Source organism: Nocardia terrae, from assembly GCF_009760405.1.
Taxonomy (GTDB): domain Bacteria; phylum Actinomycetota; class Actinomycetes; order Mycobacteriales; family Mycobacteriaceae; genus Nocardia; species Nocardia terrae.
On record NZ_WRPP01000001.1, the window covers coordinates 1,323,892 to 1,335,926 of the forward strand.

A 12,035-nucleotide genomic window follows, 5' to 3' on the forward strand; every position below is an offset into this window, starting at 1 on the left:
ACTATTGAAGGAGAGGTCCGATGACGCAGATGCGTTCGGACACACAGACATCCGGCATCGGGGGAGTGCCCGTCGCCGCTCCCGCCCCCACCGCTTCCGACAAGATCCCCGCGCATGTCTGGCGAACCGCCGGGGTCGTGGTGTTCGGGGCCGTCATGGGCATGCTCGACACCTCGCTGGTGAACATCGGGCTGCGCACCATCGGCAACGATCTCGGGGCTTCGCTGGCCACCATCCAGTGGGTGGCCAGCGCTTATCTGCTCGCGCTCGGCGTCTCGCTGACCGTGTGCGGCTGGCTCGCCCGGCGGGTCGGCGTGACACGGCTGTGGCTGGGGGCGCTGGTCGCGTTCACCCTCACCTCGGTCGCCTGCGCCTTCGCGCCGACCGCGGGCTGGCTGATCGGCATGCGGGTCCTGCAGGGGCTCGCTGCCGGGCTGATGATTCCGGCCGGGCAGACCATCCTGGGGCAGGCGGCCGGGCCGCAGCGCATGGGCCGGGTCATGGGCGTGGTCGGGATCGCGGTGGTGGGTGCGCCCGCCATCGGGCCGACCATCGGCGGGCTCATGCTGGCGCATTGGAGCTGGGAGTGGTTGTTCCTGATCAACATTCCGTTCGGGCTGATCGGCTTGGCGCTGGGGCTGCGGTATCTGCCGGAGTCCAGTGGGATGCCGATGCAGCGGCTCGACGTGCTCGGGGTGGTGCTCGCGGGCGGCGGGGTGTCCGCGGTCGTCTACGGGCTGTCCGAGATCGGAACCACGGGGTCGGTGACCTCGCTGTCGGTGTGGCTACCCGTGGTGCTCGGGCTCGCCGGGCTGGCCGGATTCCTCACTCGCGCACTGCGCAGTGAGCGTCCGCTGCTGGACGTGCGGCTGTTCGCCATCCCCGGCTTCCGTGCCGCGACCACCGCCGGCTTCTTCGCCGGTGGCGCGATGTTCGGCGTGATGGTGCTGCTGCCTTTGTACTTCCAGGTGCTGCACGGCACCGGGCTCATCCGCACCGGCGTGGATCTGCTCAGCTACGGGGTCGGCGGAATCGTCATGCTGCCCTTGGGCGGTCGCCTGACCGACCGCTTCGGCGGCGGCCGGGTCGCGGTGGTCGGCAACCTCGCCATCGCGGCCGCGGTGCTGCCGCTGGCCTTCCTGCCCGCCGACGCGAACGGGATCCTCATCCAATTCCTGCTGTTCGTAGCCGGAATGGCGACCGGCGTCGGCGCCATGCCGCTGGTGTCCTCGGCCTACGCGGCGGTCCGCCGCGAGCAGCTGCCCGACGCGACGGCCTTCGTGAACATCATGCAGCGCGTCGGCGGCGCGGTCGGCGTGGCCCTGGCGGCCGTGATCCTCTCCCGCGCAGCGGCATTCGGCTGGTCCCCGGCCGCGGCCTACCACCTCGCGTTCGCGGCCCTGGCCGGACTCTCGCTGACGGCGTCGGCCGCCTCCCTCGTCCTGCGCAACCAACAGCGCCGGGCCTCGAGGCTTGCCGCCACCGGGGGTGCCGGAGCGACACTGGACAGGTGAACGATCCCGATTCCCTCGCAGCCCGCAGGACCCGCGTCGAGCGGTTCCTGCGGGATCGCGGCGCGGACACCATCGACCACCCCGGCGGCACCCTGCTGTCCCACCTCGGCCGAGTGGCCGACACCCTGGCGTCCTGGGGGCACGGCGCCGACCTTCAGCTCGCGGGTCTGGCCCACGCGGTCTACGGCACCGACGGTTTCGACCGATGGCTCGTCGAATTGCCCTATCGCGCAACGGTTGTCGACCTGGTCGGGAAGGACGCCGAGGGTCTCGTCTACGACTACGCGGCCTGCGATCGCGCCGCCGTCTACCCCCGGATCGACGCCACTCCCGTCCGGTTCCGCGACCGCTTCACGGGCCACGAATTCGAACCGGCCGCTGCGGACTTCCGCGCCTTCCTGGAACTCACCGTCGCCAACGAGCTCGACGTCATGGCCCACAACACCGACCTGGCGAACCGGCACGGCGCTGCCCTCTACGACCTGTTCACCCGCGTCCGTCCGCACCTGACCCCGGCCGCCTGGTCCGCCTGCCACGCCCAACTGGCCCACTACCCCCGCCCCGGCTCATGAACACCCGCCCCATGGTCTTCCGCCTGGCCTGGATCGGCTTGGCCGCCATCGGTATCGCGATCATCGTGTTCGGTCTCGTCACCTTGATCGCGCCCCCGAGCGGCGACCGGCTGCTCTGGCGGGCCGACTCGCTGGCGAACATCGGCCTCGGTCTGTTCGGCCTCCTGATCACCGTCTTCGCCTTTCGCGAACGCCGCCCCTGGGCATGGTGGGCACTCTGGTTCTATCCCGTCTTCTGGCTGACCCACCTCCTGTCGAACCTGCCCCCGGCCAAGGACCACATCCACCAGATCCTGTTCATCGCAATCTCCCTGGCCGCCCTGCTCGCCACCATCCCGTATCCGCTCCGGCCGAAACGGTGAGGGGCCATCGCCAGAGGTACCAGTCGTCGGGCGCGGGAACCGCACTGTTCCAGGCTGTTTCGAACTCCTCGGCGGGGATCTCCTGATCGGCCAGATCGGGATCCCAGAGGTCGATCGGCGGATTGAACAGGAAATCGTCGAGGCCGGTGCGGACCGATTCACCGGTGTCGCGGACCTCGACCTGGCGGGTGCGATACCCGTCGATGATCTCGGTCAGATAGTCGGCGGCCGGAACCCCGTCCTCGCCATCCCAGCGCCGTCGGGTGAACAGGAGCTCGCGATCCGCCATGACTCCGAAACCCGGCCGGGCGCGCTGGGAATCCCGCTGTGCGCGCAGGCTGTTGAGTGCGGAGTCGGTTCGGTCGTCGATATCGACCTCCTTCGAACCGAACCCCCGAAGCTTCGTCAACCGCTCCGGATCGACGATCACCGTTGTCTCGGCGAAGGTTTCGGCGATCTCGCGGGCCGAACGAGCGTGGATCGACCACCACAACCCACCCATGCCGTAGTCGTGGCATATCAGGAAGGGCTGCTTGGGTAGCTCGTGATCGGTCACGGCGGTCCAGCGTAGGTGGAATCCGTTTCTGCACCATCGAATCCGTACCGAACTCGGCGAAGAACCGCTCACCGTCGACAATCCCCGCGAAACCGCCGAAGCCCGCGAACAAGGGTAATGACGAGGTAAACTCGGAGTCATGACCGAGCGTAAACCGCCCGGCCTCTCCTATGAATCGTGGATCGACAAGCAGGTCCGCGAGGCAACCGAGCGGGGCGAATTCGACAACCTGCAGGGCGCGGGCAAACCCATCCCACCCGGGGCCGCCGACGAGAACTGGTGGCTCCGGAACTATCTGAAACGCGAGGGCGCCTCCGCCGACGCCCTCCTCCCCGAATCGATCGTGCTGCGCCGCGAACGCGAACGCATCCAGGAAACCGTCCGAGACCTGACCTCCGAGAACGAAGTCCGCGCCCTCGTCACCGACCTCAACGACCGCATAGTCCAATGGCTCCGCATGCCGTCGGGGCCGTATGTTCCCATCGCCCCGCTGAAGACCGACGATATCGTCGCTGCGTGGCGCTCGGACCGTGCGGCCGAGCGAGCCGCCCGCCCTCCGGCGCCGTCGGCCTCGCCCCGTCCGCGACTCGGCGAACGCCCGTGGTGGCGGCGGATTTTCAGCTAGCCATCAGCACGGTCGGTGGGATCGGGGGCCGAGCCGGTACTGTCGCGACGTGGGGAACGAATGTCTGATCTGTGAGAAGCATCGTGGGACGGGCCGTCTGGTCGGGCCGGTGATCTACGCCGACGAGTCGGTGGTGGTGACGCACCGTCCGCTCACCGAAGGGGTGCCGATGCCCGGGTACCTGTTCGTCGAAACCGTGCGTCATGCAGCGACCTTGGCTGATCTGAGCGATGCCGAAGGGGCTGCGGTCGGGTGGGCGGTCCGGCGGGCGGCGGAGGCGTTGCGCGCCGAATTGTCGCCCGAGTACGTCTTCTCGGCGATCACGGGCATCAGCGTCGCGCATTTCCATCAACATGTGTTCGTGCGCTTCCCCGGCACTCCCGATGATGTGCGCTGGTTCACCACCTGGAGCGAAGGGCCGTGCGTCGATGAAGCCGAGTTGGCTGCGCTGTGCGAACGGCTCGCCACGCATTTCACACCGGACGCATGACGGATATCGCTTCGATGTCGCCGACACAAGCCTGGATCGTCGCCGATGATTCGCCCGATCCCGCGACGCGGACCGAGCTCGGCAAGGTGCCCGTCCGTGTGCACGGGATCGGCGTGTACTACCGCCGCTTCTTCGACCCCGGCGACGACCACTTCGGTCGAATTCGCGCCGAGCACGAATTCCAATCGCTGACCGAGTCCACCAAGCCCGGGACCGCCCATCGCAGCGGGATCTACTTGACGCCCGTTACGCGTGTCGGTGATGAGTTGCGTTTTCGTCTGCTGCGCTGTTCCACGAACCTCTCGGGACCGACGGAGGGTTTTCGCGCGACCGACACGAGCATTGTCGAGGCGTTGAATCGTGCGGCCGCCACCATCTTTCGCGGACACGCGGAGCTCAATCATGTACTCGCGCAGATCTACCACAACACGCACGCCACGGTCGAGCGGAAGCAGGCGAAGGCCAAGATTTCCGCGCATGCCGACAAGACCAAGGACATGCCCGTCAACGGGATCATGGCCTTCTGCACCTTCTACGACGGGCTCGAGAAGCTGCAGCCCCTGAGCGAGGACCCTTTCGACTTCGGCGTGAAGGGTGTCAGCGGCCTGACCAGTCTTCGCTTCCGACTGAAGGATCCGGTCGAAGAGCGCGACCGGGCGGGGCTACCCGCGCAATTCAGTCTGACGCTGTATCCGGGCTCCGTCTTCTTCATGCCGCTGTCCACCAATCGCCTGTACACCCATGAGATCCGGCCCTCGATGCTGGAAGCCGAGTTGCTGCCGACCCGACTGGGGTATGTCGTGCGCTGCTCGAAAACCGAAGCCGTGCACAAGGATGATCGGACGTTCCTCGAGCGGGCGGGGGAATTGGTGGAACTGGAGCCGCCCACGCCGGAGGGCATGGACGAGCTGCGCAGGCTGTACGCCGAGGAGAACCGGACCTCCTCCTTCATCGACTACGGGGACCGTTTTCCCTTCAGCATGAACTCGGGGGACTACCTTGCGCCCCGAGCCTAGGATTTCGGACGAGATCGTCTCGTACGCTTTACCGTTCGAGGAGGACTTCTTCGCGGAGCTCTCCGAGTCAGCCGTGTTGGAGGACCTGGGAAAGGGTCGCAGAGGGGCCACGCTGACCAAGCCGGACGAGGCGGGTCTGGTCCCGCTCGTTCGTACCACCACCCGGTACGGCAGTCCGGCCCAACGCTTCCGGGCGGTGCACGACCGCCTGGCGCGACGGATTCGCGCGCTGGCGGAACTCCCTGCCGACTTCGACAATGCCCTCATCGAGCGCTATACGAACGCCTACGCCACCATGGGCAGTCACTCGGATCAAGCCCTCGATCTGGCCGACGAGTCCTTCATCGCCGTCTTCTCCTGCTATCGGAATCCCGAAACGGTTCCGTCGCGGAAGCTGATGGTCGAATCGAAGGAGTCCGGCGAGACGTTCGAGATTCCCTTGGCCCACAACGGGATCGTCGCGTTCTCCGTTGCTTCGAATCGGCGGCTGAAGCACAAGATCGTGTTGGACACGTCCGTCCCGGTGGCGGAGAACGAATGGCTCGGCGTGACCTTCCGGACGTCGAAGACCTTCCTCCGGTTCCACGAGGGACACCCGTACCTGCCGGACGGCGAGCGACTCGTACCGGCCGATGAAACTCAGCGGCGCGAGTTCTACCAGCTGCGTCGGCGCGAGAACAACGAGACGGAATTCGTCTACCCCGCACTGACGTACACCATCAGCGAAAGCGACCTGATGCCGCCCGCCTGACCTCGTAGATGATTTCGAGGCCGTCCACCTCGTCCCATTGCTCGCCGGTTTCGACGAAGCCGTAGTGCGAAACCAGTTGGCGCGAAGGGAGATTGCCGGGGCTGATGGTGGCTCGGACGACACTCACCGCGGGCTCGTCGGCGGCCCGGTCCAGCATGAATTCCAGTGCCGCGCGGGCGTAACCGCGGCGGCGGAAGGCCGGATCGACGGCGTATCCGACCTCGACCATGCCCGAGGCGTCGGGGAGGCCGTGGAAACCCGCCCTGCCCACCGCGCACCGAGCCTGCTCGTCCCAGATGACCCCGGTCACCCACTCGGCGCAGGCCGGTTCCCGCTCGACCTGGGCCGTGCGCAGCGACCACGTGTACCGCCACTCGGGACCCGCGAACATCCCCGTCAGCGGCACCGGGCTGGTCGCGTTCGCGGCGACCAGATCGCCCGCGGCGAGGGCCCGCAGGGTCGGGTGGTTCAGCTGCACGATGCGCACCCGCGGGAGCGGGCGATGGCCGGCTGCGGCGATCTGATCGTCGGACATAGGCCAAACCTGCCTCATGCCCCCGAACCGCGCACCGGAATTTCGACCGGGACCGGCTCATCGGCGCGGTCGGTCTCGGCTTCGGGGATCTCGGTGCCGTGCAGGGAGGTTCCCGCGGTCTCGCGCAGGTAGGCGCAGGCGATCAGGCCGATCAGCGAGGCGGCCACCATGTAGACGGCGGGGAAGAGGGTCCAACCGGTGTGCTCGATGACGGCCTCGTTGATCAGCGGGGCGGTGCCGCCGAAGGCGGCGGTGGAGACGTTGTAGCCCAGGGCGAATCCCGCGTAGCGCACGTGGGTGGGGAAGATGGCCGGGAAGGTCGAGCTGATGGTCGACAGCTGCGGCACGTACAGCAGCCCCAGGATGACGAAACCGAGGACCGCCCAGACGATTCCGCGACCCATCAGCCAGTACATCGGTACGGCGAACACGGTGAGACCGAGGAGCGAGACCAGCCACAGCGGGCGGCGGCCGACCCGGTCGGAGAGGCGGCCGAAGAACGGCAGCGACACCATCATCACCAGCTGACCGATCAACATCATTGCGGTGGTGGTGGATTCGCCCACGCCGAGGGTGTGTTGCAGATAGGTGGGCTGGTAGGTGAGCAGCGTGTAGTTGACCACGTTGAGGGCCACCACCAGGCCGATCAGGGTGAGCAGTTCGCGGCGATAGGTGGTGAGGACCTCGCGCAGCCCGGCCGGCGGCGTGCGCTCGCCCTCGCAGAGTTCGGTGAACACCGGGGATTCGTCGAGTTTGGCCCGCAGGTACCAACCGGTCAGACCCAGCGGAACGGCCAGCAGGAACGGAATCCGCCAGCCCCCGGCGTACATGGCGTCCGAGCCGAGCACCAGCTGGCAGGCCAGCACCACCGCCGACCCGCCCACGAACCCCGCGAGCGTGCCGAATTCGAGGAAGCTGCCCAGGAATCCGCGCTTGCGGTCCTGTGCGCATTCCGCGAGATAGGTTGCGGCGCCGCCGTATTCACCACCGGTGGAGAAACCCTGCACCACCCGCAGCGTGATCAGCAGGATCGGCGCGAGCACCCCCGCCGTGGCATGGGTCGGCAACAGCCCGATCGCGCCGGTGGCCACCGACATGAGCAGGATCGTGGTGGCCAGCACCGCTTTCCGGCCGATCCGGTCGCCCAGCGGACCCCACACCATCCCGCCCAGCGGCCGCAGCGCGAACGAGATCGCGAACCCCAGCATGGTGCCGAGCGTGCCCAGCTCGCCCGGGAAGAACGCGGACGTGAGATAACCGGCCGTGGCGGCGTACACCCCGTAGTCGAACCATTCGGTGGCATTGCCCATGGCGCTGGCGGCGACCGACCTCCGCAGCGGGAAGCCGGTCCTGGTCGATTCCATAGAATCTCGCATGGAAAAGATCGATACCCACGCTCACGATCCGCAAACGGCGGCGGTCCGGCACGGGCCCGCCGGCACCCGATGCCACCGGCGGTTAAACCATGATCGTGAACGTGGTCACAGGGCGCGTTCGCGACATCGTCCTTCCCCGCAATTCCCGGGCCGCGCCGCCCACCCCAATTAGGCTCGGGGAGTGCCGAAGCTGCTGATCATCCATCACACGCCCTCGCCGTTCATGCAGGAGATGTTCGAGGCGGTGCTGGCCGGGGCCACCGATCCCGAGATCGAAGGGGTCGAGGTGGTCCGGCGCGCGGCACTCGGCGTGACGGCGAGCGACGTGCTCGAGGCCGACGGCTATCTGCTGGGCACTCCGGCCAACCTCGGCTACATGAGCGGCGCCCTCAAGCACGCCTTCGACACCTTCTACTACCCGTGTCTGGACTCGACCCGAGGTCGGCCCTATGGCCTCTATATCCACGGCAATCAGGGAACCGAGGGCGCGGAGCGCAGTGTGGACGGCGCGACCACCGGGCTGGGGTGGGAGAAAGCGGCCGCGCCGGTGATCATTTCGGGCAAGCCCGAGAAGCAGGACATCGAGCGCTGCTGGGAGCTCGGGGCGACGGTGGCAGCCGGGCTCATGGGGTGATCGGGAGCTTCCCCCGAATTCTGGTGGCTGACACACCTGGTGGTCGGACCGTCATACTCGAGGGGATGTCCGTGAGGACGTCTCGAACGTGGAGTGTGGGAAGAGGTGACGGCCGCCTTGGAGGCGCAAGAGTTGGGGATTCGCCGGATCGGGCTGGTCGAGGACCATGAATCGGTGGCGATCGGTCTGTCGGCGATGTTGGCGCCGGAGGCCGATTTGGAGTTGGTGATCACGGCCGGGACCGTGGCCGAGTTGCTCGCGGCGGGGCCGCGATTGGATCTGGTGGTGCTGGATCTGCGGCTCGCGGACGGGTCCGCGCCCGAGGACAATGTGCGCGCGCTGCGGGCGCGCGGCATCGAGGTGCTGGTGTTCACCGGCGCCGACAACCCGTTCCTGGTGCGGGCCGCCGCCCGCGAGGGTGTGCTCGGCGTGGTGCGCAAGTCCGAGGACATGCCGACCGTGGTCGCGGCCGTGCGCCGGGCCGCGCACGGCGAGCAGGTCGTCACCACCGACTGGGCCGCCGCCATCGACGGCGACCCGCAGCTGTCGGACGTCGGGCTGAGCCCGCGCCAGCAGCAGGTGCTGCAGCTCTACGCCTCGGGGGAGAAGGCGTCGCGGGTGGCACGCATGACCGGGCTGTCCGAGCAGACGGTGAACGACTATCTGGGCCGCATCCGCCAGAAGTACGCCGACGCCGGCCGCCCGGCCCCCACCAAGACCGACCTCTACAAGCGGGCCGTCGAGGACGGGTGGCTGCCTGTCCCCGAACGGAATCCGCGGACATGACCGCCTCGGGCACCCTGGAATCCACGGCCACACCCCGGCCGCTGCCCTCGATCGCGGCCTTCGCGCAGCGGGTGCGCGGCACCCTCCTCATGAAAGAGGACCCGGCCACCGCCGCCTACGACCGCATCATGCGGCGGCTGGGCATCTCGATCGGCATCGCCGGGATGATCTTCGGCGGTTTCGAGCTGCCCGAGGTCGCCGAACAGGGCCGCTACGCGCCCATGTGGTGGACGGTGACCGCGCTGGTGCTGGCGTTCGGCTGGTATCCGGTGATCGGCGTGGTGGCCGCGGTGTCCGGGCCGCGCGCCATCCGGTTCGTATCCGGTTGCGCGGCGGTCAGTTTCCTGGCCGCGCTGGCCACGATCCCGTTCGGGCTGCACCTGCACACGATCGACGCCACCACGGTGTGGCCCTACCGGATGACCCCGCTCGCGGTGACCGCGGCCGTGCTGGCCTGGCAGACCCGGCTCACCGTCGGTTATCTGCTGGTCGCCGCGACGTCGGCCGCGGCGGCGTCGCTGTACACGGTGCCCGCGTTCACGACTCAATATGTGGCCGAGAACTTCCTGCGCGCGGTCGGACTCTCGGCCCTGTTCGTCTGGTGCGGCACCGCCGCCACCGGAGCCGCCGCCCGCGTGGACCGCGAATCCGCCATCGCCAGCCGCCGCGCCGCCGCCCAGGCCGCCGCGCAGTCCCGCGATCGTGAACGCGCCCGCTTCGCCGCGCTCACCCACGACGCGGTGCTCTCGACCCTGCTGGAAGCCTCGCGCGCCGGCACCGCCTCCGATGTGCTGCAACGCCAAGCCGAACGCACCCTCGAACAGCTCGACGAATACCGCGGCGAGGACCGCGATCCCGATCTGCTCGACGCCCGTTCGGCGGTGCTGTTCCTGAGAGCCGCCGTGCAGGAGATCAATCCGAGCGTCCGGTTCGCCACCCGCACCTGGCCCGGCTACGACGACCTGCGCATGCCCGTGCACTCGGCCAGCACCATCGCGGCCGCGCTCGCCGAGGCGGTGCGAAACAGCCTGCGCCACGCGGCCGTTCCGGGCCGGGAGGTGCGCCGCACGGTCACCGCCACGGTCAGCGCGGGCAGCATCCGCATCGCCTTCAGTGACAACGGCGCGGGTTTCGACCTCGCGGCCGTCTCCGCGGACCGCCTCGGCATCTCCATGAGCATCCTGGGTCGCATGCGCCAGCTCGCGGGCGGCTCGGCCTTCGTGGAATCCCAACCGGGAGAAGGCACCACCGTGACCCTGGTGTGGGGTGGCGATGGTTCCCGCTGACGAACGCCTGCTCGATCTGGATCCCCGCTTCGGGCTGCGCGATCTGCTCGGCCTGCGCGGCAGTGCCGCCTGGCTGTTCCTGCTGATCCTGGAAGCCGTCATCGCGCTGTACATGCTGCGCAACTTCGGGCACGCGCCCTTGTGGGCGGCCTTCGCCAGTCTCGTGCTCATGCTCAGCGCGGGCGCGCTGGTCACCGCGATCCCGGTCGATCCGCTGCCGATCCCGGTCGCCCTGTATGCGGCCGCCGCGCCGCCGCTCGCCACCGCGCTGACGGTGATCACCCCCGACCATGCCGTGAACGACACCGTCTGGTCGGCCTTCGCGTCCTCCTACGTGCTCGCGGTTCTGGTGCTGCGCGGGCGAATTCGCACGGCGTGGGTCGGCGTCACCGCCGTCGCGGCCGTGCTGGTCGTGATCGGGCTCATCGGCGGGCACCTGCGGCCCAGCACGCTGATCGGTTCGCTGGTGCCGATCGGCACCATCACCGCCATCTCCGTGTTCACCGCGGTGATGCGTCCCATGCAGCGGTCCCTGCGCGTCCTGCGCGAGGACGCCATGATGCGCGCGGCCGCCGAGGCGACCATGGCCGCGGCCGACAGCGAACGCACCCGCCAGCTCGCCCGTCTCGACCGGGTGGCGCGCCCGATCCTGGAACGCATCGCCGAGGGCGCGGAACTCACCGCCGCCGAACGCGAGGAATGCCGCCTGCTCGAGGCCGAACTCCGCGACGGTCTGCGCGCACCGCAACTGGTCACCGACGAACTCAGCGGTGCGGCCCGCGGCGCGCGTGGTCGCGGCGTGGAGGTCATCCTGCTCGACGACGGCGGTTTCGCGGGCGTCCCCGAATGGGTTCGCAAGCGCGTGATCGACGCCGCCACAAAGGAACTCGACGCCATCAATGCCGGGCGGATCACGGTCCGCGTGCTACCGCTGGGCCGTCACGTGCTGGCCACCGTCCTGGCGACCGGCCCGGACGAGGACCGCCGCACCGAGATCGACACCGACGGCAAGGTCACGGTCATCGCCGACTGACAGCGGCGGCTACGCGTCGGTGGTGCCGGTCGGAGGGGTGAAGCGGCCGGGGCCGCCCTTGCGCATCTGATCCCGCAGAGCGGACTGGACGGTTGTCGAAAGCCACGAGTTCAACGACTGCCCGCTCTGTGCGGCGGCCTCTTCGGCGCGCGACTTGATCTGCTCGACCAGGCGCAGCGTGACACGGCTGATGTCGCCGGTGACCTCCTCGAAGCTGGGGTGCTCCTCGGCGGCCGCGGACTTGCGGACATCGACGTGGGCGTCGGTGCCGTCGACCGAGACGTGGACCGTGCGGTCGGGCAGGGTGGCGCTCACCTCGGCGGCGAGCTCGGAGAGTGCGGCCAGCAACACCAGCCGCGCGGAATTCTCGGTCGCGGCGGCCAGGGCGGCGGCGGTGGCTTGGGTTTTCTCATCGCCCAGGGCCGCGGCGGCGATCAGGTTCTCGCGCAGCTGAGCGGTGTATTTGTTGAGATCCATGACACCAGTGTGGCGTCACCAC

15 protein-coding genes are annotated in these 12,035 nt (G+C 68.6%); 11 read left to right on the top strand and 4 right to left on the bottom strand.

The features are described 5' to 3' along the window. The first annotated feature begins 20 nt into the window (after positions 1-20). Genes GPX89_RS06115 through GPX89_RS06125 form a run of 3 tightly spaced genes read left to right on the top strand, consistent with a single transcriptional unit; the run spans position 21 to position 2,448 of the window. Positions 21-1,514: a DHA2 family efflux MFS transporter permease subunit gene (locus GPX89_RS06115; protein WP_235946669.1), complete on the top strand. Its 1,494-nt coding sequence runs from the start codon at positions 21-23 to the stop codon at positions 1,512-1,514. Next, positions 1,511-2,086 (top strand): DUF6817 domain-containing protein, encoded by a 576-nt coding sequence (locus GPX89_RS06120; protein WP_198347272.1) that lies wholly within the window; start codon positions 1,511-1,513, stop codon positions 2,084-2,086. Before GPX89_RS06115 ends, GPX89_RS06120 begins: the two co-directional genes overlap by 4 nt. Further along, positions 2,083-2,448, top strand: a complete 366-nt coding sequence (locus GPX89_RS06125) for a hypothetical protein (RefSeq protein WP_157355557.1) — start codon at positions 2,083-2,085, stop codon at positions 2,446-2,448. Before GPX89_RS06120 ends, GPX89_RS06125 begins: the two co-directional genes overlap by 4 nt. On the opposite strand, the gene GPX89_RS06130 is transcribed toward GPX89_RS06125, so the two are convergent. Next, on the bottom strand, positions 2,384-3,004 hold the full coding sequence (locus GPX89_RS06130; RefSeq protein ID WP_198347273.1) for a hypothetical protein: 621 nt from the start codon (positions 3,002-3,004) through the stop codon (positions 2,384-2,386). The two genes, GPX89_RS06125 and GPX89_RS06130, sit on opposite strands and share 65 nt — an antisense overlap. A 139-nt stretch (positions 3,005-3,143) precedes the next feature. Here GPX89_RS06130 and GPX89_RS06135 point away from each other — a divergent pair, with 139 nt between their 5' ends. The 4 genes from GPX89_RS06135 (at position 3,144) to GPX89_RS06150 (ending at position 5,886) form a co-directional block, all read left to right on the top strand. After that, the gene (locus tag GPX89_RS06135) at positions 3,144-3,629 is read left to right on the top strand and encodes a DnaJ family domain-containing protein (RefSeq protein WP_157355559.1); all 486 of its coding nucleotides are present in this window, start codon (positions 3,144-3,146) and stop codon (positions 3,627-3,629) included. Between the two features lie 109 nt (positions 3,630-3,738). Continuing rightward, the gene (locus GPX89_RS06140; protein ID WP_198347274.1) at positions 3,739-4,119 is read left to right on the top strand and encodes an HIT family protein; all 381 of its coding nucleotides are present in this window, start codon (positions 3,739-3,741) and stop codon (positions 4,117-4,119) included. After that, entirely contained in the window at positions 4,116-5,135 is a 1,020-nt protein-coding gene (locus GPX89_RS06145) for a hypothetical protein (protein ID WP_198347275.1), read from the top strand. The genes GPX89_RS06140 and GPX89_RS06145 overlap by 4 nt, the downstream gene beginning before the upstream one ends. A 73-nt stretch (positions 5,136-5,208) precedes the next feature. Then, positions 5,209-5,886: a hypothetical protein gene (locus GPX89_RS06150; protein WP_328601554.1), complete on the top strand. Its 678-nt coding sequence runs from the start codon at positions 5,209-5,211 to the stop codon at positions 5,884-5,886. On the opposite strand, the gene GPX89_RS06155 is transcribed toward GPX89_RS06150, so the two are convergent. Both GPX89_RS06155 and GPX89_RS06160 read right to left on the bottom strand, forming a co-directional pair. Then, entirely contained in the window at positions 5,855-6,421 is a 567-nt protein-coding gene (locus GPX89_RS06155) for a GNAT family N-acetyltransferase (RefSeq protein WP_157355564.1), read from the bottom strand. The two genes, GPX89_RS06150 and GPX89_RS06155, sit on opposite strands and share 32 nt — an antisense overlap. Before the next feature lie 14 nt (positions 6,422-6,435). After that, a complete protein-coding gene (locus GPX89_RS06160; RefSeq protein ID WP_235946670.1) occupies positions 6,436-7,785 on the bottom strand; it encodes an MFS transporter in 1,350 nt (449 codons plus the stop codon). A 193-nt stretch (positions 7,786-7,978) separates the two neighbouring features. On the opposite strand from GPX89_RS06160, the gene GPX89_RS06165 reads away from it, so the two are divergent. From GPX89_RS06165 to GPX89_RS06180, 4 genes are all read left to right on the top strand, one after another. Next, the gene (locus GPX89_RS06165; RefSeq protein WP_328601555.1) at positions 7,979-8,431 is read left to right on the top strand and encodes a flavodoxin family protein; all 453 of its coding nucleotides are present in this window, start codon (positions 7,979-7,981) and stop codon (positions 8,429-8,431) included. A gap of 105 nt (positions 8,432-8,536) precedes the next feature. Further along, complete coding sequence (locus tag GPX89_RS06170) at positions 8,537-9,217, top strand: response regulator transcription factor (RefSeq protein ID WP_328601556.1); 681 nt, start codon at positions 8,537-8,539, stop codon at positions 9,215-9,217. Continuing rightward, entirely contained in the window at positions 9,214-10,503 is a 1,290-nt protein-coding gene (locus tag GPX89_RS06175) for a sensor histidine kinase (protein WP_157355569.1), read from the top strand. Before GPX89_RS06170 ends, GPX89_RS06175 begins: the two co-directional genes overlap by 4 nt. Further along, complete coding sequence (locus GPX89_RS06180; RefSeq protein WP_157355572.1) at positions 10,490-11,536, top strand: hypothetical protein; 1,047 nt, start codon at positions 10,490-10,492, stop codon at positions 11,534-11,536. The genes GPX89_RS06175 and GPX89_RS06180 overlap by 14 nt, the downstream gene beginning before the upstream one ends. A 9-nt stretch (positions 11,537-11,545) precedes the next feature. On the opposite strand, the gene GPX89_RS06185 is transcribed toward GPX89_RS06180, so the two are convergent. Then, complete coding sequence (locus GPX89_RS06185; protein WP_157355575.1) at positions 11,546-12,013, bottom strand: hypothetical protein; 468 nt, start codon at positions 12,011-12,013, stop codon at positions 11,546-11,548. Positions 12,014-12,035 lie beyond the last annotated feature (22 nt).